Raw genomic sequence first — 22,749 nt, 5'->3', positions numbered from 1 at the left:
TTGCTGGAGTGAGATGTCCGATCACATACGTTCGAATCGATCGAATTCGATCCCCGAACTCCCCTCGCTGGGATCGGGACTCCAACTCCTCGAGGTCGACGGCGAACCGAGAGGCCCGCTGCATACGCTCGCCGTCGATCAGATCCTCACAAGCCAGGGCTCGGCCTACTGGGTCGATACCGGAGGGCATGCGACGACACAGCCGCTTGCTCGGATCGCGCCCGATCCCCGGGTCCTCGACCGGATACAGGTCGCACGTGGATTCACCCCGTTCCAACACTACACGCTCATCGATGAGCTCTGCCGCAAAATCGGCGAAGAGACTGCACTGGTCGTCGTTCCCGCGTTGGATAGGTTCTACCGGGAGAACGATCTCCGCCAGGACGAAGGCGAAGCAATGCTCGTTCGGGTACTTGCGATGCTCGCTCAGTGTGGCCGTGAACACGATATTCCAATTCTCGTGACTCGGAGTCGCGATGATGAGTTCGCGGCGCCGGTCGAGGCGAGTGCCGCAACGACGATCGAATGCCAGTCAACGACCCAGGGTCCCCGGTTCGTCGCCGACGAGTTCGAGACCCTCGTGTATCCAGCGTCGCACGGCCAGCTTCAGACGACACTCGCGTTCTGGCATCGGATCCTTGACGCTCGCGAACCGCTCTATGAGCAGGCTCCGGGGCCTGTCGCCCCGTCTAGTCCGGAGGTGGTCGTCGATGGGGCGAACTAACGCGACGTATCGAGACACGCTTCGGGCGCTCGAACGGCAGTGGGCAGACTATCGACGAGGGCTCCGCCGTGACGAACAAGACCAGTTCGACCGCCTCTTCGAGTATGCACGGAGCCACGCGGATGCGAGCGGCTATCTGAACCACCCAGAGCCGATGTACGCACTCCTGGTCTCAATCGCTCTCGAACAGGAAGCTCAACTCGAGGAACTCGCTGCGCGGATCGAGACGCTCGAGGAAGCAATCGATGGTAGGAACGACGGAACCGAGAGGTGACCGCTTGATGCCGTTCAAAATCGACTATATCGATGGGACCGTCTACTCGTGGACAACCGACGCAGACGGCGCCTCGTACACGATCCACGACGACTACACACCCTCGCTGTACGCGATCGCCGATGCGGACTCCGAGGCGACCCTCGACACTCTTCGCGGGAATCTTGAGCACCACCCTGCCGTCGTCGAGATGGCTCTCGAACAGTGGCGACCAGGCTTTCGCCACGATCACGAAGACGTCCTTCGGATCGACGTCGACCGGATCGACGCTGTCCGGACCGTCGCGTCGTTCGTTCGCGACCGGGGCCAGCCTGGTGCCTACGGCTGTTTCAACGTCGATTTCTCGCGCGAGTTTCGCTACTGTCTCGAAACCGGCGTTGATCCGACGCCGACCTCGGAACTCTCGACGCTCGAACTCGACGTCGAGTCTCCACAGCTAGCGGACCCACCGGTCACGGAGCTGACGATCGACGGTGAGTCTCTTTCGGGCTCACCGGAGGCGATCCTCCAGACCGTTCAGAATCGCCTCGAGACCGTTGACCCTGATGTTCTGGTGCTGTCCTCGGCGGAGTTGATTCCGACGCTCAGTGCCAGCGCTGGTGAGTCCAACGCTGAGCTTCAGTGGGGACGGATACCGGGCTGGCAACGCCTCGCCGGTCGCTCAACCTACGAGAGCTACGGGAATACGGGCCACTCGCCGGCACGATACAATGTGCCCGGTAGAGCAATCATCGATCGGTCAAATACGTTCTTCTACGATCAATCGGGGCTCGATGGCTGCGTTGACCTCGTCTCGCGGTCTCGGAAGCCGCTCCAGGAACTCTCGTGGGCATCGATCGGAAACGTGCTTACGGCGATCCAGATCCGTGAGGCCCGTGACAGAGACGTGCTCATTCCCTGGAAATCATGGCGTCATGAGTTCTTCAAATCGATGCGGACGCTCCATGACGCTGATCGGGGCGGCTATACGTTCTCGCCGGAGGTCGGCTTCCACGAAGACGTCTACGAACTCGACTTTTCGAGCTTGTATCCCAATATCATCTGCACCTATAATATCAGCCCGGAGACGATCCGGTGTGAGTGTCACCGTGATCGAAACGACGTCCCTGGTCTCGATTATGCGATCTGTGATGACCCCGGCTATCTGCCCGATGTTCTCCAACCATTGATCGACGATCGCGACGAGATCAAAGCCGAGATCGAGGCCACGGGCGACGAGGCCCGCGAAGCCCGACTCCGGAGTCGCTCGAGTGCAATCAAGTGGATCTTAGTGTCCTGTTTCGGCTACCAGGGGTTCAGTAACGCCAAATTCGGGCGCATCGAGTGTCACGAGGCGATCAATGCCTACGCTCGCGAGATCCTGCTCGATACGAAAACAGTCTTCGAGCAGCATGGATGGCACCTTCTTCACGGGATCGTCGATAGTATCTGGGTGACACCGATCGAAGGCGAGTCACAGACTCCGCTAGAGGACCTCGCTAGGCATGTTTCCGAAGAGGTCGGCATCAGATTGGAGTACGAAGCAGAGTTCGACTGGGTGGCGTTCGTCCCGCTTGCGGATAGCGACGAAGGTGCACTCACGAAGTACTTCGGTAAACGGAGCGACGGTGAGTACAAATATCGCGGGATTGCGTGCCGGCAGCGGAGTACGCCTGAGTGGGTTGCCTCGATGCAACAGGAATTCATTCGGACGCTCGATGACTACCGGACGCCAGAGGCGGTCTGTGCACACCTCCAGCAAGCGCTGGGTGACCTTCGCTCCGGGACAGTCGATCCAGCGGACCTGCTCATCACGAATCGGGCGTCGAAGCGACTGGGTGACTATCAGCAGTCGACGCGGACGGTCGCTGCGCTGGAACGGGCGACGGAGGCGGGATTCAACCCACAGCCCGGCCAGGACGTCTCGTATGTGGTTGTCAACGACGAAAAGGATTCTCGGGATCGGGTCCAACTGGAATACGAGGACCTCGATCGCTATGATCAGGACTTCTATGCGGAGATGCTGATCGATGCTGTGGAGACGGTCTGTGCCCCCCTTGGGTGGCGCCGTGATCGGATTGACCGTTACCTCGCTGATCGGATCAATGGCTCTCTTCAAAACTACTGACACCGGTTATCTTTAAGATTGGATAGCTTCCAATGAGAGCCAACAGACGTTACAGATGGCGTGGTGCCTATTCGATCGGCTCACAGAATTCATAGGTATACTTCCGAACAGTTAACTTGAGTTGGATCTTAGAGATCGGTATGTACGACTTGACCGGCTTCCAGCGTGACCTCCTGTACGTTGCGGCTGGATTGGACGAACCCCATGGTCTCGCGATCAAGGACGAACTCGAGAAGTATTACGAAGTCGAGATCCACCACGGCCGCCTGTATCCGAACCTCGATACGATCGTCGACAAGGGGCTTCTCGAGAAAGGCGAGAAAGACCGCCGGACGAACGTCTATTCAGTCACTCGTCGCGGACGACGTGAAATTGAAGATCGACGCAACTGGGAATCCCAGTACGTTGAGGATCTCCTCTAACGAATCCGCTCTCCTGTTCCTCCTGCTCAGGATACAACTCACATCTTGCCTTGTGCAACAGAAGTCCCCAATTTCAAAGGAGCGTTGCACAAGGTTCGAGAGCACCGCTTGACCCAGACCTGATTTCAGGTTCGCAGCAGGATCATCTTGTTTGGCTTGACTTAAAGCGATAATTTCGATGTGACTCAGATTGAATCTCGTGTTACATCCGAGTGCGAACCTAACAGTACAAACAGTTAACACCAGAGATGAATCACACAGAATTATGCCATACTCTCTGTCTCGCCGTTTGATCCTTCGCACCAGTGGAGTGGGCCTCGTCACTGCGATAGCGGGCTGTTCGGTATTGTCCACGGAGGGATCACCCCCAACAATGCCCATTTTCGTTGAAAACCGGGGAAATGAACGACATACCGCGGTAGTACAGGTGCACTCGACAGTTGAAGAAGAGACATTCGATAAAGAAGTAGAAGTCCCTCCAGGCATACTTGCCAAAGTCGGAGATATCACTTCTGATTCCTTCTGTATCCGAGGTATCGGCGTTTCCTTTGACGAAACTTTCAATATTTGCCCAGAGAAGGGTGACGGAGAGTATTCACAGAACGGCTATATCGTGACTATTAATCCCGCCTCAACCTCTGACCAACGAGATCGGCGAATTGAGATAACCAAGATAGAAGATGCCGACGTTCAATAAGTAGTCCCTCTGGACGTAACAATCGGTATTTGAGCTCCCTGTACGTAACGCCAGAAATAGTCCAAGTTGAAGTATGGTATAATAGGCTATAGTGCAATAGATTTATCTCCTATTGGGTGGTGTCCTATAGTAGGGATGGCCGATGGCGACATACGGATCGACACCGAGACACAACTCCGAGATGGGACGCGTGTCCGCCTCTTTGCGATTGAGAGTTCGGAATATCCGGGTGGAGTCAATTACCGGTTTCATCACTACGACCCTGAATCCGGATGTGGGATCCTTCGATACGACAATTCACAGGTTCCGACGCATGGTGCAGGCCATCATCACCGCCACGAGTGGGATGACGGAGACGAACACGTCACTGAACTCGAGTTCGACGATCTCGAGAGCCATCTCGAACGGTTCCGTGATGAGGTGACCGATGATGAACGAAAATAACCACGAACTTGCCGAAGAACTGCACGACGACACGACTTATCCCGAAACGCTTCGGATCACCGTCGGTTCAGCCGATGAGGGATTTGACGCGGCACTTGACCAACTTGACGACGGACCTGCAGACGAGGCGATCCGCTCGTATCCTCGTGTCGCCGACGTCCGTGAATTGCTCACGGATCGCCGTCTCGAGACCATGCGAGCGATCATGACCCGTTCCCCCGAGAGCATCAGCGATCTGGCGGATCTCCTTGAGCGGAATTACGCGGACGTACACGCCGATGTTCAAACCTTGGCTGAACATCACATCGTTTATTTTGAGACGGACGGACGGGCAAAACGTCCCGTCATCCCCTACGAACGCGTGCATCTCGATGTCGAGGTGGCCACCAGAACGAATGCTGGTGCAGCACCCGCCTGAATATAACACCCGACAGCGGTACATCTGGATGCCAACCTTTTGCGCTGCGCTCCCTCGCGGTGCTCAGTCGCTCGGCAAAACGTTGATGAAAAGCACGGCGTCACCCCCTCAGCCGCGCCAGGGGCGCGGCTTCGAGGGATTCCTCGGCCCGCTCGCTCACTCCGTTCGCTCGCGGATGCTGTGCTTGCCACCGCCTGTACGTAACGCTAAGTGGTTCGATTGGGGTAATCCAACTGACGCGTTACCGTGAGCTTCGAGCACAGCATCAGCTGTTCACGTTCGCACGTGGCAGTTCACTACGTGAGGCCCCACACGACACCGAGAATGATACCGAGACCCATCCCAATCGAAATACCTATCGCTATATCACCCAGTGCGAGTCCAAGAGCGACTCCTAGTAGCGGTCCGAACGCAATCCCCAGAGCCATCTTATTCGGATCTATTTGGTCGTCTTCTCCGTCAGACACGTGCTGTCTTTAGATTTCCTGTGAGATAAACTCAGAGATCTAATCGCATGAGAGTTTCCTGTATGTTCCGATAACTGGTCCAATCGGCATAATCCAACTGCCGCGTTTCGGTGGGTCACGACTCGATGTGTTGCTGGCTGAAATCCCACTAACTGAGCAACATATTTTTGTGACCTTGTATACAAATTCCGCCATGGCAACGCGAACGGAGACCGGACTGGGCCAGCCGAACGCAGAATCTCCGGATGCGTCATATGCAATCGTCGCTGGCCTCTACGTCGCCATTCTCCTCGCTCCGTTCGCTGTTCTCGTCTTCGCACGCGTGACGTCGAACGGCGGCCTCCTCTATCTCGGATTTCTCGCGGCACTCACAGTCATCGCCACTGTGGTTGGCTGGACCGTCTCTCGGACGTCCGGACTCGCAGTTAGCCTCGGCGGACGAACCACCGCGTGGCTGCTCGTTGTCCTCCCATTCGTCTGGTTCATCGGCGTTTTCGGTGTGGCTGCCATGGTGACTGAGCCACCAGGCATTACGATTGGTCTCGCAATCGTCAGCACGATCGGAGGGATGTTTCTCGGCCTCTTCCTGACTGGGATGAGTCGGACCCGGTACGCGGCGGCCGTTCTGATCGGTGCTGAAGACGTCGTCGAATGGGAGGCGCGCTGGCCGCGGCGCTGGCGGCACTTCTCCGTGGCTTGGATAGTCATCGCGAGCGTCCTCGGCGTTGGTGGCGTCATCGTTCAGCTTGTGTGGAGCGACTTGTCCTGGGCAGGAAATCTCTATTTTCTCATCTTCCTGTGGACACCCTTCGCGGGGGCCGCAAATCCACGGACGTTCCGCGTGACCGACGTGGGGCTCGTTGTCGAACGGCCACTCCAGCAGCGTCTCCGGCCGTGGTCCGAGTTCGAGAGCTACACGGTTACCGACACCGCGCTGATCATCCACCCGTCCGCGTGGTGGCGCCCGGCCTACCGATCCGACCGTGAGGATGTTGAGGAGCTGGATGCTGCCGTCGAGGCGCTCGAAGAAATCCTTGGGGACGATGAGTAGTACGCCACGATAGAGGTCGTCGATATCGCTGTTCTACACGAGGGCAGCGTGTCATAGAATTCGTCTCACACCCTCGACCCGGCGATTATACGGGCTCCATATTGTCCCTGACTCCGCCGATCTCGGCAGTTGGGAGTTTCTTGCAAATTATTCCCTGTGAATGGTGGCTGTTGAGAACCATTATATGACACGCTCCGAGGGTGTTACTCAAGGCAGTACACTTCAGGAGCAATTCAAGAGCCGGCTGGCTGGAAAGAATATTTCTGGCTGGCTTCAGCCCCTTACCTTGTGCAACATGGATTGGGGTTTTCAGCCACTAATGAGACACGCCGGACGGACCGATTGTCCACATTGAAGTTTCAACCTTTGTAGAGGTAGTGCAAATCACATTTTCAATGAAAACCTCAAGATGCATATTTTTCTCTACGTGTTGCACAAGGTCAGTGCCCAAACCTATTTGTTTCCCGTTAGCACACCTGATAATCATGGAGAGTGGGCGGTCACCGGGCGGCAGCACGTACTCGACCGAGTCGCCCACTGGCTCGTCACAATCGTCGGAAAGCCTGAACACTCTCGAGCGGACGATTGCACTCTTTCGCGAGGCTATGGACACACCGTATGGGAAGCGGACGGTCGCATTGTTCGTGCTGATCGGCGTAGGGTTCGGGTTCGCCGGTTCTCTCACTCTTTCGTTATTGCTCAGTGGCGAGGGTATCCTCGACGTCACATTCAGATTCGTCCTCGGAATAATCGTGTTGCTGCTCGTCTTGTATTTTGGTACAGCGCTCGCCGCTGTGATCGCGACTCAAGCGCGGACGACGCTTGACCGTTCGCTTATCCAGATGTCTTTGATCGATGGGGCCAGCTGCTATGGGGGTGTGTTCGCGATCACCGTCCTTTCGCTCCGGGTCATTCGAGGTGCTTTCTCCCCGATTGGCGCTGTTAAGTTCGGCTTCGGCCGTGGGTTCGTCCTATCGGCCGCGACGTCAATCCTGGCCGGGATTATCGCACCCGGCGTTGCCTGGATCGATCGCCGATTTATGGGGGTTCACGGACGGCCTTCCGAGGTGGGACGATGAGCGGCCGACGAGTGAAGGTGGTGGCGGCGGTCGTTCTGCTCTGCCTGTTAGGCGGGTGCGTGGACGTGACGATGACGACGACTGTTGATAACGAGGGAGAGATCGAGCAAGTACGAGCCGAGGCTGAAATGAGCCAGGAAGTGTACGCACTGGCCCTTGAGGATGCGACATCAAGCGGCTACGAGAGCGTTGGTGAGCAGTTCGCTGACGAGCTCGAAACCAACGAAGACGGCTTCAGCGACGTCGAATATGAGGATCGCCGGGAGAATGGAACGGTCGTCGTTGAACTCATCGCTCAGAAGGTGACTGTTGAGGAGGTATCGTATATCACGACGAGAGTCACCGAGAACGAGACGGTAGCGTTCACTGCATCAATAAGCGATGACGTCACAGACCTCAACGGGTACACGTATCGTGTCGAAATGCCTGGCGAAATCACCGAGACGGACGCGACGGAGATTGAGAACGGAAACGTCGCCGTGTGGGAACTACACAAAACGAACCCTGACCGAGTGTCCGTCGAGTCCGAGGTCGAAGACCGGTCCTGGCTCGGTACGATCGCCCTGGTTCTCGGTGTGATCGGAGTTGCGATGGTCAGCGTTGCAGCCTATCAGAAGCGGGTGTGGGAATCGTACGTCTGAGGTGTCTGAGGTTTATTCTTCGACGTATTCGGCTTCCCACACACCGTACCGATACTCGTCTATGGCTTCTGGTTCGACGTAGAGTGGGATTTCGATAGTGAGGGTATCTCCAGTGGCTAATCCGGCGATTTCGATCGAGTTTTCGGTGATGAGTTCGCCATCGAGATAGCCCTGCCCGCCGACACGGAGATACGAGAGGTCGTAGCCAGTTTCGTTGCGAATCTCGCCGAGGATGATCACCTCTGAATCACCGTATTCCGTCTCGAAGATTTCGTGATCGGTCTCAATCCAGGTGACGTGCTCGGCCGGGTCCTCTGGGCGATCGTCAGGCACCTCGCCTGATTCGTTCCCGTCAGTCTCGTTCTCGTCGCTCCTGTTGGCCTCTGGTTCGTCAACGAGGCTCTCGTCGGTATCGTTTGTTCCGCTTCGCTTGGTCTCGTTACTGACCGTCTCGTTCACATCGTCAAGGAGCGGGCCATCATCAGGTTCGTAGGATTCGTCCGAGTCGTTACTCTCGTTGTCCTTCGGTACGGGTTTGCTCTCGTTCTCGCTGTTCTCGTTGTCCTCGAGCGGGCTGTCGTCTTCACTTTCACTAGTATCGGCTAGCGGATCATCGGCATCGTCGCTCAGTTCCGGCCCACCCTCGTCCGAATCACTGTCCGAACCGGAGCCACTATCGTCTCCCTTCGGCATGAGGCCCGACTGTCTTGCGACCTCGTACGTGCCGAGACAGCCAGCGATTGCGATGAGCGAGACGCCGCCAGTCGCCAAGAGTTCTCGTCTATCCATTGTTTGGAATTGTGTTGACCGTCAGCTGATCCATCCGGGGAGCTTCACCACCCATCAACGCACTCGAGGACACCGGATTCCACCCAACGACGTTGATCTGCATCTCACGGAAGTCGATCGAATTCGTGTACGGCGAGACGTACACTGCGTTCGCATCCTCGTGGAGCGTAATCACGCAGTCCTCGACGACCGCTGGGCCGGCCGGTGCGGACCCGCCTTCGCCGCGAGTGCCGATTCCATACGTCCCGCCCGCACCGCCGGCCTCGGAAAACGCAATTTCGATTTCGCAGTTACGAACGAGTTGCGGGCCGTCCTGGAGCAGGATTCCACGTGGGGCGATGTAGACACCATCCGGCTTGCGATCGATCAGTACGTGGCAGTTTTCGATCACGGAGCCTGGATACGGCCCGTTGAGGGCTTCCTCTTTGTCGTCGGTTCCATCCAGCCAGTCGACGGGTTCCCAATCGTCGCCTCCATTGTTCCGAATCTGGGACCCACCGCCGTTCCAGACGGTGCACCCAGAGACGATCTTTCGGCCGGTACCCCCCCGAGGGTAGACCGTGTTATCGGGCCATGGGCCACAGACCATGTTGCGGATCACGGTCGTCCCTTGCTGATCGGGATGGCCAGTGAACCCCGTCGAGCCCCAGCTTTGCCCGAAATCGGGGTGCTCGGGTCCGTCATCGAACCGGCGCTCTTCTCGGGTGTTGATCGTATCGATGTAGTGGAGCCCGCCGCCGCGCATATCGATCGAGTCAACGAGGGCCACGGAATCGGGTGAAGCCGTTGCGACGCGCAAATTGGCGAATGATCCGAGCGAATGCGTTCCGTGAAAGACGATATTTCGGATCTCAGCCTGCCCGTTGATGAACGCATTGAGACCCTGCATTCCCGCGTTTTCGTGCCACGCCCAATCGAAGATGAGACCGCCAAACACGAAATGTCCGTGATGTGGCCGTGACGACGTCCCGATACGGAACATCATCGTGGTGCCGCTGTACTCTCCCCGATCGACCGTGTGTCTGTGGATGGCCTCGACCTCACCATGGCGAATCACAGCTCGATTGCCCGTGATCCCGAGATTCCCCGTCCTTCCGGTCGCTCGAAACCCCGAGTTCATCTTGTAGATGCCTTCGGGGAAATGCAACAGCGTTCCCGGTCGGAGTTCGGCGTTCAGGATCGAGTCGATCGGTTGTTCTCCCGTCGGATCAGCACCGACGTCAGTTGCGACGACAACACGATCGAAGTAGCTGTCATACGTTGAGGGATCGAGCGAGGGTGGGGCCATACCGCCGATTGTCCCACCTCCGCTTGTCTCACTCTGTTCGTTCTCCGCAAGATCTTCGTCGGTACAGCCAGCCAGTGCCGCGAATCCAATAGCCGCGGCCGACGCACCTGATCTGAGCAGCTTCCGTCGGGACCACACGCCGTCATCAGTGGAGTTCCCGCCGGATCGAGGTTCCTGCTGGGCCATGGTTCTCTCGTTTCGGTTAGTTGAACCCGTGATAGAGGCCGATTCCAAGCGCGATCAGCACGAAGTAGATGAGCTTCACCCCGAAATCGCGAAGTGCTGACTGCTGTGGGTCACTTTGTATAAACAGGAAGCCGCCAGCGATCGCGAAAACGAATGCCGGAAGGACGTCGCCTCCCCCGAGGAAGAAGACGGCAGCGATCACGGTACAGACGGCGATTAACCGACCGAGCTTTGCATCTGTTCGCTTGAAATACACTGGCATTGTTACTCTGTGAGCGACTCTACCTGGTCGCTGTGTTCCAACTGTGCTAATCGCTGTTCGCGTTCGTTCTGTGTCTTAGTCCGGCCTGTGATGACCTCGTTCATCTTATCATCTATATTTACTTTCCGCGAAACGCACTGTTTGAACTCTTCCGATACCTCTCGATTGATCGTTCCCTGGTAGGTCGCGATTTCGCCCGTTTCAGACTCAGCACCCATGATGGAACCTCCATGTGAAATCCATATAGCGAGGTAGGTCTAACTAAAACTAAATACGTTACGGCTATATATCATATTATAGGCATAGCGGTTATTATCAGGTTCGACTTGCGTTCCAGTGGAGCTGGTGTCAATGAACAATCGGCTGGCAACACTCGTCCGTGATGCACAGATTCCGACTCTGGAGTCGCGCTCCAGCGTGCGTGCTGCTATGACGGTCCTTGTGGTTACGGTTGCACTGTCACTGTTCTCGGGAGTGGTTGCAGCAGCGCCTGCGTCCTCTGAACAATTCGTTTACCCGCTTCAGATGGGTGAGGAGATCTGCGCGACTCCCGCTGGAGACTTCATGGAGCTCGCTGTCTGGGTGGCGATCTTCATGTTCTTCGGTGTGATCGTCACTGCGATTTTCCTTGGTGGCGCGATCGAGGCGCTGCCGGTGAGTGGCTGGTGGATGCAGACCGGCTACTCAATGATGGGGCGAATCCCGATTGCCGTCGGATTCGTCCTCTTCGGGATCAGCGTGCTTGTGCTCGCTGTGGGCGTCGGTAGCCTCAACGTCCCTTCGTGCATCCCGATTCTGGGGTGATGTCCAGTGCGCCGAGTTAGTTGGTTCCGTGTCATCCTCCTCATCGGGTTGGTACCCGGTCTAGTGCTTGCGCCAGGGATTTTTCTCGACGGAGTCACTGCTCAGGAAGGAGGCAATGAGACGGACGACGATGGGCCAGTGCCCGACGTCGAGGATGACAACGAAAGCGATGACGGGGCCGGTGGTGACGAGAACGCGAGTGGTGACGGCATTCTCGACGGTGGAAGAGGAGATGAAGTCGCTGACCAAGAGGGAGACGACGCTGATGACAACGAGAGCGATGACGAGGGCGGGATTGGAAGAGGCGGCGGTGGGTTTGGATTCTCGCAGTTAGACCCACGAAACATCGCCGTCGCGATGGTCAATCACGTTGTTGAGTGGATCGATGAGACGGCTCAATCCACGTTTGAGGCGATTCTCGAGGGCTCAATCGAGTTCGCTACGAGCACGCCAACGATGGATAACGACGGCTGGATGGGTGTCTTTGGAACGCCGACAGACGACCACTATAACGCGCTCTATGACGAGATCTACATCGGAGCGGTGTCGCCGGTCGTCCTGTTCTTCATGGTGCTATCGATCATGGTCGTCGCGACGATCCTTCCGTTCGGGACGTTCTTCAACTCGTATCAGGCATCGTCGTGGGCGCTGATGATTATGGGCGGTATCGTTGCGTTCGCCCTCGCATGGCCGCTCACTTCGCTCCTGCACCTCGCGGCAGACTCGATCGCTTCGTGGTTCGGACCGACAACGGAGGAACTGACCGCCAACCTCCCGCAGTTGGGGAGCGCGTCAGTCGCTGCAGCCGGTGGGATCTACCTCTTCGGATGGCTGAAGGCCATCGTCTTCGCGCTTCTCTGGGGCTTTCGCTGGACGCTCCTCTACATGGTCATGCCGTTCCTGTTCCCGTTCGCGATCTCGTTTGCCTTACTCGGCCCCCACAAGATCGTTCGCCGGATCGGGTCGTTGTTCATCTGGTCGTATATCGGGCTGTTGATCATGCCGATCCCAGCAGCTGTGCTGTTCAGCGCAGCGATCAGCATCGAGTGGGGCTTCAATGCGAGTGGCATGGCTGGGGTGATTCTCACGTTGGGGACGCTCGTGATTGCGATCCTGGTCCCGCTCGCGATCATGAAAGCGATGTTCGTTACGAACGCGCTCATGGCTGGTTCAGCAGGAGCGATCGGTGCAGGACTCCAGCGCCGAAGCCGGATGGGTTACGACGTGAAGACCCCACAACAGGCGAGACGCGCTGGGGGCCGTGCTCGTGACATCGTGTCAGGTGGTGCAGCCGCTAGTCGAAGCAGGGCGGTGAATATCGGGGAGCGGATCGGACTCATCTCGACCGAGAAAGAGCCGTCGCTGGATCCGCGTGTCCACAAGCGCGGTCCAGGTGCCGGAAGTACGCAGGCCGAGCGGACGACGATGGTTCGCCAAGCGTCTCGCGACCGTGAGCAGGCGTCCTCGGCGCGTGCAGTCGGTTCAATCGGCGGGCGTCGAGACGACGTGGATGCCTATCGACAGGTGTCCGACTAGGAGGCTTCAGATCACACCATGACTACTGAACAATCGGAACGACGGCGCGATCAGGTACTGAATACGATCGTGAAGCAGCCGGAGATCGCCGGTCGAGCGCTCTCCGAGTTCGTGATCGTGTACGCGGTGGCGTTCGCGTTCTGGACGGTCGCGGTCGTCCTGTCGCCACCGGGAATGACGTTCCCGCTCGGGGCAATCGGCCTCCTGGCGTTCATCGTCTCGACGATCCTCGTGTTTGCGGCCCCGTCGCACCGTCGGATTCACCGCTACGTCATCGACCTGTACCGCCACTACACCGATCAACCGGAATACGTCCATACCATGAGCAACGAGACCACCAGCGACCGCCAGCCCGAGCCAGAATCGTTTGTGAGACGAGTCGCGTCCCTGCCGCTCATCAAGTGGAGTGTGTTCGGATCAGGGACAGACGATTCGACCCAGGAGTTTATCGAGGTCAAGAAGGCGTACCGGGACTCTCATGCAGTCGAGCGGTCAGACGGGACGCTTGTCGGCGCGGTGCGCGTGACGCCCGCGAACATGGCGACGAAGGACGAAGACGAGTGGCGGACGAAGGTCAACCGTCTCGCCCGATCGCTCGCGTCGAAGGTGCACTATGGCGCACAGTGGTTCAACACGATGCGGTCGGTCGATTACGAGAGCCGGGAGAACACCTACCGACAGCGAGGGTCTGAGTATCGGTCGCAGGCAATCTCTGCTGAGGAGGACGGCGACGACCAGACGACACTCACCCGGAACGTTCTCACGGACATTTGCGAGGAACGAGCGTGGACGGTGAGCGTCTTACAGGAGACGACGATGACCCGCGAGTACTATTTCATCGTCGCTGTCGATCCCGAGGACGTCGTTATTTCGGTGGACGACGAGGGGCTCGCAGCGGTGCCAATCCTCGGGAAGTTCGTGACGGCAAAGCGGCTTGCAGAGCGTGAGGGCTCCGAAGAGCACCTCCAGGAGATGGTCGAAAAGCTTGAGATGCGCTTGAACGAGGTGGCGGAGCTCGCCCGCTCGGTTGATTCGGACATTACGGCCGTCCCCTTGTCGTCGTCGGCATTTTCGAAAGTGCTCGCGGACTACTACCGAGGCGACGACGTCTACGAGTACGAGGATTTCACGTCGCTCGTTCGCCAGTGTCCGGTGCCGGTAGACGACGAGGAATCCGGTGATCCCGAGCACGACCTCGACTATAGCCATCTCACCACGGATCGCCCAGACCCGGGAAACACCAGATCACGGCGTGAAGCGGCCCCAGGAGTCTCCGCGTCGGCGACAGCCCCGGACGGTGGGACGGTCGTCGGGCAGGATCAAGAGCAGAGTCAGGACCGAGAGCATGATCGGAAGGACCGAGGGCGGAGTCGAAGTTCAACCCGTGGCGGTGGCAGTGATCTCTCCACGTTGCTCCGTGAGCAGATCAGCGGGGACGGCCAGAAAGGAGACGAAAGACCCAGGAGCGACTTCGGTCCCAGTCCCGACCCGGAGGACCGTCCCGACAGCGACCGCCGCCCCGACGACGATCGAGGAGCAGACGACGGCGAGCAGGGCGACGACACCGACGACCAAGAGGGGAAAGAGGAAGGCGAAGACGACGACAGCGAGTTTTCCGAGATTGAGTACGAGCCCGAGGCGTTAAACAACGGTGCGACCGTCGGGATCGTGACCGACGAGGACGAACTTGAGTGGCGCTACCAGTCACTCCTCTCGCCGGACTCAATCAACCCTTCCGAGAGCCCGCGCTACGTCGTTCTCGACGATGATACGTACTCGACAACGCTAGCGATCCGTGACTGGCCGGGACGTCCTCCACTCGGAATGCTCGAGCCAATCTTGAACTTCGATGAACCAGGGGTTCGAGCCACGACCTCGACGCACTTCCAGGGTCTCGACGTCGATAACAAGCGTCGGGAGTTGAAGAGTCAGGTCGATGCGATGGAGCAGAAGACGGCGAATGCCGAGGAGAAAAACAGCCCCTTTGCCGAGCGTTACAGGCAGAGCTACGAGGCCGCCCGCGACATCAAAGAGTCCGTCGAGCAACCCGACACGGGACTCTTCGAGAGTACAACGTATATCGAGCTTCGAGCTCCTTCGCCGAAGCTTCTGAAGAAGGCCATTCGCTCCGTCCGGACGAGCCTTCGCGAGTTGAACGCCGACGCGAAGGAGATGAAATACCATCAGGTCGAGGGCTACCAGACGGCCGCCCCGCTTGCGAAGGACGACACGGGGGAGGAAGTAACTATGACGAGCAATGGGCTCGCAGCGCTCATCCCGTGGACTTCCGAGAACCTGATCGAGCCGGGCGGCGTCGAGATTGGAACCCATGCCGATCGGTGCGAACCGACGGTCCTCGATCTGTTCAGCCGAAGTACGGGCTACAACATGGGGATCTTCGGCAAGATCGGCTCGGGGAAGACAACCACCCTGAAGACGTTCCTGCTTCGACACAAGATCCAAAATCCGGAGACGCGGATGGTTCTCATCGACCCGGTTCGCGAGTTTACGGGACTCTGTGAGATCTTCGATGGCAACCACGTCGTGATCGGTGGAGAAACGCCAATCAACCCCCTCGAGATCGAAGCAGTGCCCGAGGAGAAGCTGAAACGGATCGGCGAGTCGACCCCACTCAAGGACGTCAAGCGCCGGGGAATGACGTTCATCCAGACGTACTATCGGCTCGAGGATCTGGATCTCACGGACAAGAAGGGAACGTGGCAGAAGGCAATCGAGGTAGCGTTTGACCGAGCGGGGATCACCGAAGCCCCTGCCACCCACGACCGCCCGAGTCCGACGATCACCGACGCCATCCAGGTACTCGAGGACATGGTGAACGACCCGGACCAGTTCGTTCGCGACGAGATCGCTGACGACGAGGAGTCCTGGGAGGATCGGAAGGAGACGGCGATTCGGATTCTGAACAACGACATCTCAGCGTTCGAAGAGGGTGGGATCTACCACCACCTGACGAAGCCAACCGAACTCGATATCAGCGAGTCCGATACGCTGTACCTAGACCTCCAGCGCTACGAGGGCGAGGCGAAGACGGGCCTGATGATGCAGACGCTCACCTCGCTGGTTTATCAGCAGGCCAAGCGGAGCGAACACCCGACGATCATGGCGATGGACGAGTCCCACTACATGACCAAGCACTCGTCAGACCTCTCCTTCCTCAAACAAGCGATCCGTCACTCGCGGCACTACGATCTCTCGATGATCTTCAGTACGCAGTCGGTCGGGGAGTTCTACGGCGAGAAGGATACGGTCGACGACGAGAATCGCGAGCAGAAGCAAGAGGACGCCCAGATCATCATCGACCAGATGAGCGTGAAAATCTTCCACTATCTCGAAGAGATGGACGACACGTGGGCCGAGCGGTTCGATCTCACCGACTCGGAGAAAGAATACATCCAGGGAGCGACTCCCGGGAAAGAGGAGTACGGCTTCTCGGAAGCACTGCTGAAGGTTGACCAGAAGGGCTGTTATCCGCTTCGCGTCGAGATGGGGGATCATCACAATCCGTGCGAGTTCGCCTTCGTACAGTACGACCCGTCGAATCACGGGGAGAACATGGCGTCATTTCTGCGCGAGCAGACGGACGAGTGGAGGTGGCTGTAGATGGCGACTCGAAACCGGCGGCGAACGCGACCACGGGATACGGTTCCGCCGATTGAAGACGCGTTGAAATCTCACACGGACGATTACCCGCCGCTCGTCCATCGGACCGACCGGCTTACGCTCCGAAACGAGTCGCAGACGCCCGTGGTGTATGTGGATGATGATCCACTGATGACGCTCGCCCCGGACGCAAAGACACTACAGGATGATCCGCTTGCGATCGATCTCAGCGATATTCGTCATCAACACTACACCGTCGACGCCGAGACGCTCGCTGAGAGCAAGACGGTCGTTCGAGACCTCATAGACCAGTTCGATGCTGATACCGGACGGAGCTTCTACTATACTATCGCGGGTGAGCGCGCACAGATCGGTGGGAACGGTCTGGACGACTATTTCGAGGCGACCGAGAACGTTCGACGGATCTATACCGATCTTGAAACCCAACTCGACCCTCCTGGCGAGCGTCAGCGTCCCGGCTTCCCCCACGGAAACCAATACATGACCGTTCGCTGCATCGGGCTTACTGCCGTTGAGGGTGTCTGGTTACGCTTCACAATCCGATTGACCGAATCTCCCGACGAAGAAGTCTATTCGTGGACGTCAGTTTCCGTCACGACGCTCGAACAGCACGGCCCGCTCGTGACACAATGGCTGAACGATCGCCTCAGCCACCCTGCGCTCGGTAGCCCGTCGGCAGTCGATCGACAGCATACAGAGGCTCAAGCACGCCTCCTGCTCGGTCCTGGCCCACTTGTGAACGTCAGCGAACACCGTCTCATTGGTTACAGGGGTCGCGAGAGCCCAGTCGAGTGCATTTCGTGCGCGAACCCGTACTACCGCCCTCGAACGGCAGCAGACGAGCGTAACGAGCAGTACGATCGCCTCGACGACGCAGGCGTGACGCGTGAGGTGATCCCCCAACTCCTCTCGATTGATCGGTTCCCACTTCGCCCGAAAGGTGGGTCCCACGGGGTTGATGAGGACTATTTCATCGGCAGCGAGGTTGCACTCACACGATTCGGGACGGGCAAGGGGTGGGGAGGGGATCACGTCACACTGCTCTCTGGGAAGACGACGCCCGTGTTGAAAGAAAAGTATGCAAAACAACATCAGGAGACCGCCGAAAGCGATCGAAATAGCAAACTGGGCAGATCGTTGCGCGGCGTGAGGAACGTTCTCGATTTCAGAGGTGACTGTCGATGATGCCGGCGACGCTCGCACCCTGGACACCGCTCGGTTCATCCACCCGATATCTGGAGGTGGTTCACGCATGACCGTCTCAGCCGACGCCGATACGTCCATACCCGAGAACAGCAGTATCACCGATCACGAGTCCCTCGAGTGGATCGTCGAAGAAGACGACCAAGTGACTGACGTCGCCGATCTTGAGGTCCAGTGGGTCGGCAGTCCGTTGGCCCGGAGCGGCATTCGTGCATACGTAGGTGCGATTCTTCTCGCCGGGCTTGCAGTCGCCCTTGCGACGACTAGCTTCGCTGGCTATCAGACAGGGCCGAACGTCGTCGGACTCGCACCGAACGAGATCGGACTGATGGAGGCCTCTGTTGTGATTCCACTGAGGTGGGTGGGAGTAGTCCCGGTTATCTTCGGAGGCGCGAGTGTTGTCGTCGGCGGATTCCCACTGGTGCGGTCGGTTCGGACGGAGTACGTTCTCACTCCAGACACGCTCTACGCGCGAACGCGACGCATCCGAACGGATCGATTCACGAAGCTTGATCTCGAACGGGTGGTCGAGACAACCTGCCAGCAGTCGATTGCCGGGCTGCTCTTCTCATATGGGACGGTCACGTTCCGTACCGTCGACCCAGATATCCCGAAAGTGGCCTGTAAAGGCGTTCATGATCCGAAAGGCGTCCATTCGACCGTCCTCGCCCTCGACGCTTCCGCTGACTCGCCCCTCGATCGCAAACAGGAGTACGTTCGCGTCATCCCCTCGACGGGCGAGCGAGCACCGTCCGAGATCGTCAACCAGATTCGCCCCTTACATACGCTGAGTCCGGCAGAGGAGTCAGTCTGGCAGACGATGAACCCGTTTACTAGCCCAGAGCCGCTCACGTTCGAGTTTACGATCTACAGCAACGGCACGGACGCGCCGATCGAGTTCTACTATTCGACTGATCAGCACCTCTCGACGCTTTACGACCGCCTCAACTCGGCCTATCCGGATACCGTCGAAATCGATCGAGTAACTGTCGACCTCGCCGAGAAGCTTGTCGCTCCAGAGCAGTACAGCTACGACGAGTTCGAAGCGGCACTCCAAAACGGAGCGCTGCAAACGTCGGTCGAGGAAGTCGAGGCGATCACACGTGTCCACAACGATCAGTCCCTCGCAGCTGATGGAGGGGTTGCCAGTACCAGCGCGGGTTCGGAAGGGGACGCCCCACTGGGACAGCAACTTCCCAGTGTTGACCTCGATGCCCTCCGAGCCCGAGAAGAGGCGGAGCATCGCGATCCAGGCTCGCTCACGTTCGGACTCGACACTCCCGTTGATACCGGCGAAGGTGTCCTCGCTCGGCCCCACCCGGACGAGGTCGAACCGTACAGTATCCGGTGGACGGGCAGCGGCGATCCCATGACGCCGATCCGGCGTTTCGACGAAGAATTAGGCGACGAAGACTTCACGAAAGACTCCTCGCACGCGCCGCTGACAGTGCTGATCGACCACTTCGCAACGACTGACCACCCTATCGTCTTCCAAGCCGCATTCGAAGGTGGGCCGGACTCCACACGAAGCGGGAATCAGCGGATTGAGCACATCAGAGGCGACCGAGACACTTGGCGAGATGTGTTCGTTCGAGAGCTCGAAAATATCGTCTCTGGAGACGAATCCCCGCACGAGCGCCGGCAACGAGAATCCAAACCGATTCCCGAAGCCGATCGCGATCTAATCGACAAGCTCCAGACCGAAGACTGGGGCCATACGTTCACCGTCAATTTGCGAGCGGTGATTGTCCCGTCGAACTCGGCGAGCAGCGACAAATCCGAGCTCAAGCACACGCTTCGGAACATCAGTACGGTGTTCGACCCCCTGGAAGGCGAGTTCTATTCGATCGAGAGCGAGAAACTATACGACAAGGGGCTGGTCGCCCGTCGTAGCCGGACGTACTCGCGGCGCTGCTTCAACCGTGTCCTCGATCGCGATGTCGTGGCCGGCAATCGTCTTGGCCGTTCGACGCCCGACCTCCATCTCGATCCGAACGAACTCTGCAACGTAATCATCGTCCCGAGCACGGAACACCTCACCGACGAGGCCACCAAGGAAACCCACGCGAATCCCGAGAGTCGGACGTCACTTCCCGGCCTGGAGACCGCCCAGCGCCGGCAGTACACGACAGGAATGGTGCTCGGAGGAGACCCCACCAGTTCCGTTGATGGCCCGCTTCGATTACCACCGGCTCAACAGACGCGCCACTGGCTTGTCTGCGCGACGACTGGGTCGGGGAAGAGCCAACTCGTCAATCGGATGCTCCGCTCGCTGACAGAGACGACGCCGGGACCAAACATCCTCTTCGAGCCGAAAGGCGACGGAATGTGTACTAATTACCTCATGGGCCACTACAAGAAGTACGGTTCACTTGAGGACGTCTACTACTTCCGTGAGCCCGAAACACTCCCAGCGGTCTCGTTTTTCGACCTTCGACCTGCGCTCGAAGCCGGACATGATCGGGAGACTGCGGTCAAGGAGAAAGCAGACCACTTCCACGCGCTGATGCGGATGATTATGGGTTCAGAGCGTCACGAACAGGCGTTCGTCGCGAACGAGATTCTGACGTTTCTCATCCACGCGCTGTTCGATCCCGTTCACGGTGACGACGTGTTCGGGCTGGACGATCTGGTCGAGGCGGCAACGCAGATGCAGCGTGCGCGAGAGCTGCCGGACGTTTCGGGGATCAACGACGATATCCACGAGTCGTTAGCCAGCCAGTTTGACAAGGAAGATCACCAGTTTCACACGACGATGGGTGCGGTGCTCAATCGACTCAACCGACTGAAAGAGGACCGTCACCTGTACTGGATGTTGCGACACAAGCCCGGTCGGGAGGCCGAAGGCGACAGCCTCTACGGGTTCCACGATCAGAACGTCCATTTCGATTTCCGCGACATCCTCGACGAGGACGTGACGATCCTGTTCGACCTTGGCGACCTCACGCTCGACGCTCAGCGTGGATTGACGACCGTCCTATTGAGTAACCTGTGGCACTCGATTCAGCACCGGCGGCGGGCGTCGTCGGATAACGTGGTGAACGTAATTCTCGAGGAGGCAGCGCCGTTCATCGCGACGGAGTTGGTCGCCGATCAGCTGCTCCCACAGGGCCGTTCCTCTGGATTGAGCCTGGGATTCGTGATGCAATATCCCGAACAGGTCCAAAGCTGGGACACCGGCAACGGTGCCTACGAGGAATTGTTGACCGAAGTGCACACGAAGCTCGTCGGGGACATCTCGATCACGGACCGGTTTGCGAAAACGTTCACGCACGACGAGCTCTCCGTCGAGGACGTTCGCAACCGGAACAACCGGATCGCTGCTGGCGAGTGGTTCACGAAGCTCGGGAGTCCCAAGTTCGGCGAAGACAGACCGGCACCGCTCACATTGCATTCGCTACCGATCATCAGCGGCCATCCCGAGAGCGATGAGCCGCTCTCGGTGGCCGAGCAGAACCGCTTCGACGAGGAGATCCTGCCGGAGGTCATCGAACGGACTGACGAGGAGTACGGGTTGGACGTGCCGACGCACGAGGACACGCTCGAGTGGTCGCCGTGGAACGATTCTGGAACCGAACGCAGTGTTGGATCGCCGCCAGCACCAGATACGGAATCGACACCGGAGGCATCCCCAGACTCGGTGACAGAGCAAACGGGGACACCTGGGCTCAATACAGAACTGGATTCCGAGTCAGACACGCCAACATCTTCGTCAGCGACCGAAGTTGCGGGCGATGAGACGGCTGACCCTCCCGAACGGGCAACGTTCGAGGAGATCGAAGATGACGGAGACTCCGACTCGACAGCAGACACAGAGGGCAACGACGAGTCGTCGGACGAGGCAGCAGGGAGTTCGTTCTTCGGTGGTCATGAGGAGACGACGGACACCTGCCCGATCGACGACGAGACGCTTCGAGCACGGGGCCTCTCTCGCGATGACGCGACCTTCCTGAAACGGGTAGTGGATGCGATGAACCGGGAGCTTCCAGACTATACGCTCTTGGAGGGGATGGACAAGTTGAAAGAGGACCTCTCTGGGCTTGACGTCGAGGTGCTGATCGAGAACGAGTTCCTCGAAAAAGTAGAGGTTGATCGACGGCCGTACTACACAGTTCTTCCAGAGGGAAGGGAGCTACTCGATGAAACGATCACGGCGGAAGCCGGCGTCGGTGATCTCGGAGAGAAGACACCTCACAAGGTCGGTGTAGAATTGCTGTTTCAGTGGCTGAGGGGGAAAAAGGACGTCGAGCGCGCTGAGCGGTATTACCAGCAGGATCCCGAAACGATATTCGATGTCGCTGGATTCGACGCTGATGGCGATCTCATTTGGGTTGGTGAGGTCGAAATGATGTCGAACAACCCGACCGCAGCCGGGGATGATTACGATAAAATGGCTGCTGTCGATGCCGACGCAGTGTGGGCTTTCCGCTCGCGGAGTGATCTCCTAGAAGTAGTGAATCTCCTTGCTGAGGAGGGTCGGCTTCCGAATCAAGTAGCCGGTCGAGCAGCCCGTTCAGTTGTCAAGATACAAGAGAAAATTAGCGAATTTGAATCGGATGGCATGACCACGGTTCAAACTTTCCGACGACTGGAGGATGATCTGGACTGATGACTCCGTCAGTTTCCTGCAGAAGTCTATTTCAGAATTGGGCAGTGTTTCGCCGGCGATCTCTCAACACATGCTGATCGCCGGATGCGGGATAGCGAGAAGAGAA

Annotated in this window: 21 protein-coding genes; 14 read left to right on the top strand and 7 right to left on the bottom strand. The window is 58.2% G+C overall.

Features of this window, described 5'->3' with window-relative positions:
- The first annotated feature begins 13 nt into the window (after positions 1 to 13).
- The 6 genes from LCF40_RS15075 to LCF40_RS15045 all read left to right on the top strand — a co-directional run bounded on the left by LCF40_RS15075 (position 14) and on the right by LCF40_RS15045 (position 5,086).
- Positions 14 to 724 carry a P-loop NTPase family protein gene (locus tag LCF40_RS15075; protein WP_224829066.1) on the top strand — a complete coding sequence of 237 codons (711 nt, stop codon included), beginning with the start codon at positions 14 to 16 and terminating at the stop codon, positions 722 to 724.
- Positions 711 to 998: a DUF8156 family protein gene (locus tag LCF40_RS15070; protein WP_224829065.1), complete on the top strand. Its 288-nt coding sequence runs from the start codon at positions 711 to 713 to the stop codon at positions 996 to 998. The genes LCF40_RS15075 and LCF40_RS15070 overlap by 14 nt, the downstream gene beginning before the upstream one ends.
- A 7-nt stretch (positions 999 to 1,005) precedes the next feature.
- Entirely contained in the window at positions 1,006 to 3,105 is a 2,100-nt protein-coding gene (locus tag LCF40_RS15065) for a type B DNA-directed DNA polymerase (RefSeq protein ID WP_224829064.1), read from the top strand.
- A gap of 140 nt (positions 3,106 to 3,245) precedes the next feature.
- A complete protein-coding gene (locus tag LCF40_RS15060) occupies positions 3,246 to 3,527 on the top strand; it encodes a PadR family transcriptional regulator (protein ID WP_224829063.1) in 282 nt (93 codons plus the stop codon).
- A 265-nt stretch (positions 3,528 to 3,792) separates the two neighbouring features.
- Entirely contained in the window at positions 3,793 to 4,224 is a 432-nt protein-coding gene (locus LCF40_RS15055) for a hypothetical protein (protein ID WP_224829062.1), read from the top strand.
- A gap of 430 nt (positions 4,225 to 4,654) precedes the next feature.
- The gene (locus LCF40_RS15045; RefSeq protein WP_224829060.1) at positions 4,655 to 5,086 is read left to right on the top strand and encodes an HVO_A0114 family putative DNA-binding protein; all 432 of its coding nucleotides are present in this window, start codon (positions 4,655 to 4,657) and stop codon (positions 5,084 to 5,086) included.
- 296 nt (positions 5,087 to 5,382) lie between these two features.
- Here the strand turns inward: LCF40_RS15045 and LCF40_RS15040 are convergent, their stop codons facing one another.
- A complete protein-coding gene (locus tag LCF40_RS15040) occupies positions 5,383 to 5,553 on the bottom strand; it encodes a hypothetical protein (RefSeq protein WP_224829059.1) in 171 nt (56 codons plus the stop codon).
- Positions 5,554 to 5,746: 193 nt separating this feature from the next.
- Between LCF40_RS15040 and LCF40_RS15035 the strand changes: the two genes are divergently transcribed.
- The 3 genes from LCF40_RS15035 (at position 5,747) to LCF40_RS15025 (ending at position 8,324) form a co-directional block, all read left to right on the top strand.
- Complete coding sequence (locus LCF40_RS15035) at positions 5,747 to 6,604, top strand: hypothetical protein (protein ID WP_224829058.1); 858 nt, start codon at positions 5,747 to 5,749, stop codon at positions 6,602 to 6,604.
- Between the two features lie 485 nt (positions 6,605 to 7,089).
- Positions 7,090 to 7,683 carry a hypothetical protein gene (locus tag LCF40_RS15030; RefSeq protein ID WP_224829057.1) on the top strand — a complete coding sequence of 198 codons (594 nt, stop codon included), beginning with the start codon at positions 7,090 to 7,092 and terminating at the stop codon, positions 7,681 to 7,683.
- Positions 7,680 to 8,324 carry a hypothetical protein gene (locus tag LCF40_RS15025; protein WP_224829056.1) on the top strand — a complete coding sequence of 215 codons (645 nt, stop codon included), beginning with the start codon at positions 7,680 to 7,682 and terminating at the stop codon, positions 8,322 to 8,324. Before LCF40_RS15030 ends, LCF40_RS15025 begins: the two co-directional genes overlap by 4 nt.
- A 12-nt stretch (positions 8,325 to 8,336) precedes the next feature.
- On the opposite strand, the gene LCF40_RS15020 is transcribed toward LCF40_RS15025, so the two are convergent.
- The 4 genes from LCF40_RS15020 to LCF40_RS15005 all read right to left on the bottom strand — a co-directional run bounded on the left by LCF40_RS15020 (position 8,337) and on the right by LCF40_RS15005 (position 11,067).
- Positions 8,337 to 9,113: a hypothetical protein gene (locus LCF40_RS15020; protein WP_224829055.1), complete on the bottom strand. Its 777-nt coding sequence runs from the start codon at positions 9,111 to 9,113 to the stop codon at positions 8,337 to 8,339.
- On the bottom strand, positions 9,106 to 10,401 hold the full coding sequence (locus LCF40_RS15015; RefSeq protein ID WP_224829054.1) for a hypothetical protein: 1,296 nt from the start codon (positions 10,399 to 10,401) through the stop codon (positions 9,106 to 9,108). The genes LCF40_RS15020 and LCF40_RS15015 overlap by 8 nt, the downstream gene beginning before the upstream one ends.
- 202 nt (positions 10,402 to 10,603) lie before the next feature.
- Positions 10,604 to 10,849, bottom strand: coding sequence for a hypothetical protein (locus tag LCF40_RS15010; RefSeq protein WP_224829053.1), 246 nt, complete (start codon positions 10,847 to 10,849; stop codon positions 10,604 to 10,606).
- Positions 10,850 to 10,851: 2 nt separating this feature from the next.
- On the bottom strand, positions 10,852 to 11,067 hold the full coding sequence (locus LCF40_RS15005; RefSeq protein WP_224829052.1) for a hypothetical protein: 216 nt from the start codon (positions 11,065 to 11,067) through the stop codon (positions 10,852 to 10,854).
- 133 nt (positions 11,068 to 11,200) lie between these two features.
- Between LCF40_RS15005 and LCF40_RS15000 the strand changes: the two genes are divergently transcribed.
- Positions 11,201 to 11,653 (top strand): hypothetical protein, encoded by a 453-nt coding sequence (locus tag LCF40_RS15000; protein ID WP_224829051.1) that lies wholly within the window; start codon positions 11,201 to 11,203, stop codon positions 11,651 to 11,653.
- 60 nt (positions 11,654 to 11,713) lie between these two features.
- Here LCF40_RS15000 and LCF40_RS14995 read toward each other — a convergent pair whose 3' ends face one another.
- On the bottom strand, positions 11,714 to 11,902 hold the full coding sequence (locus tag LCF40_RS14995; RefSeq protein WP_224829050.1) for a hypothetical protein: 189 nt from the start codon (positions 11,900 to 11,902) through the stop codon (positions 11,714 to 11,716).
- A 108-nt stretch (positions 11,903 to 12,010) separates the two neighbouring features.
- On the opposite strand from LCF40_RS14995, the gene LCF40_RS14990 reads away from it, so the two are divergent.
- Genes LCF40_RS14990 through LCF40_RS14980 form a run of 3 tightly spaced genes read left to right on the top strand, consistent with a single transcriptional unit; the run spans position 12,011 to position 18,016 of the window.
- Entirely contained in the window at positions 12,011 to 13,189 is a 1,179-nt protein-coding gene (locus LCF40_RS14990) for a TrbL/VirB6 family protein (protein ID WP_224829049.1), read from the top strand.
- Between the two features lie 18 nt (positions 13,190 to 13,207).
- Positions 13,208 to 16,810, top strand: coding sequence for a VirB4 family type IV secretion system protein (locus tag LCF40_RS14985; RefSeq protein WP_224829048.1), 3,603 nt, complete (start codon positions 13,208 to 13,210; stop codon positions 16,808 to 16,810).
- Complete coding sequence (locus tag LCF40_RS14980; protein ID WP_224829047.1) at positions 16,811 to 18,016, top strand: hypothetical protein; 1,206 nt, start codon at positions 16,811 to 16,813, stop codon at positions 18,014 to 18,016. It begins immediately after the preceding gene.
- An 823-nt stretch (positions 18,017 to 18,839) separates the two neighbouring features.
- On the opposite strand, the gene LCF40_RS14975 is transcribed toward LCF40_RS14980, so the two are convergent.
- Positions 18,840 to 19,277 carry a hypothetical protein gene (locus tag LCF40_RS14975; RefSeq protein ID WP_224829046.1) on the bottom strand — a complete coding sequence of 146 codons (438 nt, stop codon included), beginning with the start codon at positions 19,275 to 19,277 and terminating at the stop codon, positions 18,840 to 18,842.
- A gap of 126 nt (positions 19,278 to 19,403) precedes the next feature.
- On the opposite strand from LCF40_RS14975, the gene LCF40_RS14970 reads away from it, so the two are divergent.
- Positions 19,404 to 22,643 carry a helicase HerA domain-containing protein gene (locus LCF40_RS14970; protein WP_318247901.1) on the top strand — a complete coding sequence of 1,080 codons (3,240 nt, stop codon included), beginning with the start codon at positions 19,404 to 19,406 and terminating at the stop codon, positions 22,641 to 22,643.
- Positions 22,644 to 22,749: the final 106 nt, after the last annotated feature.

The sequence above is a fragment of the Saliphagus infecundisoli genome (assembly GCF_020177375.1).
Classification (GTDB): Archaea; Halobacteriota; Halobacteria; order Halobacteriales; family Natrialbaceae; genus Saliphagus; species Saliphagus infecundisoli.
This window is presented reverse-complemented; position numbering and strand designations above follow the sequence as displayed.

Excerpts from the sequence above, each read along its gene's own strand:
- LCF40_RS14985 (WP_224829048.1), top strand. The coding sequence starts at position 13,208 with ATGACTACTGAACAATCGGAACGACGGCGCGATCAGGTACTGAATACG.
- LCF40_RS15075 (WP_224829066.1), top strand. The coding sequence starts at position 14 with ATGTCCGATCACATACGTTCGAATCGATCGAATTCGATCCCCGAACTC.
- LCF40_RS14970 (WP_318247901.1), top strand. The coding sequence starts at position 19,404 with ATGACGCCGATCCGGCGTTTCGACGAAGAATTAGGCGACGAAGACTTC.
- LCF40_RS14990 (WP_224829049.1), top strand. The coding sequence starts at position 12,011 with ATGGTCAATCACGTTGTTGAGTGGATCGATGAGACGGCTCAATCCACG.
- LCF40_RS15005 (WP_224829052.1), bottom strand. The coding sequence starts at position 11,067 with ATGGGTGCTGAGTCTGAAACGGGCGAAATCGCGACCTACCAGGGAACG.
- LCF40_RS15060 (WP_224829063.1), top strand. The coding sequence starts at position 3,246 with ATGTACGACTTGACCGGCTTCCAGCGTGACCTCCTGTACGTTGCGGCT.
- LCF40_RS14975 (WP_224829046.1), bottom strand. The coding sequence starts at position 19,277 with ATGCTCCGCCTCTTCTCGGGCTCGGAGGGCATCGAGGTCAACACTGGG.
- LCF40_RS15025 (WP_224829056.1), top strand. The coding sequence starts at position 7,680 with ATGAGCGGCCGACGAGTGAAGGTGGTGGCGGCGGTCGTTCTGCTCTGC.
- LCF40_RS15070 (WP_224829065.1), top strand. The coding sequence starts at position 711 with ATGGGGCGAACTAACGCGACGTATCGAGACACGCTTCGGGCGCTCGAA.
- LCF40_RS15030 (WP_224829057.1), top strand. The coding sequence starts at position 7,090 with ATGGAGAGTGGGCGGTCACCGGGCGGCAGCACGTACTCGACCGAGTCG.
- LCF40_RS15055 (WP_224829062.1), top strand. The coding sequence starts at position 3,793 with ATGCCATACTCTCTGTCTCGCCGTTTGATCCTTCGCACCAGTGGAGTG.
- LCF40_RS15035 (WP_224829058.1), top strand. The coding sequence starts at position 5,747 with ATGGCAACGCGAACGGAGACCGGACTGGGCCAGCCGAACGCAGAATCT.
- LCF40_RS15065 (WP_224829064.1), top strand. The coding sequence starts at position 1,006 with ATGCCGTTCAAAATCGACTATATCGATGGGACCGTCTACTCGTGGACA.
- LCF40_RS14980 (WP_224829047.1), top strand. The coding sequence starts at position 16,811 with ATGGCGACTCGAAACCGGCGGCGAACGCGACCACGGGATACGGTTCCG.
- LCF40_RS15000 (WP_224829051.1), top strand. The coding sequence starts at position 11,201 with ATGAACAATCGGCTGGCAACACTCGTCCGTGATGCACAGATTCCGACT.
- LCF40_RS15010 (WP_224829053.1), bottom strand. The coding sequence starts at position 10,849 with ATGCCAGTGTATTTCAAGCGAACAGATGCAAAGCTCGGTCGGTTAATC.
- LCF40_RS15045 (WP_224829060.1), top strand. The coding sequence starts at position 4,655 with ATGAACGAAAATAACCACGAACTTGCCGAAGAACTGCACGACGACACG.
- LCF40_RS15020 (WP_224829055.1), bottom strand. The coding sequence starts at position 9,113 with ATGGATAGACGAGAACTCTTGGCGACTGGCGGCGTCTCGCTCATCGCA.
- LCF40_RS15015 (WP_224829054.1), bottom strand. The coding sequence starts at position 10,401 with ATGGCCCCACCCTCGCTCGATCCCTCAACGTATGACAGCTACTTCGAT.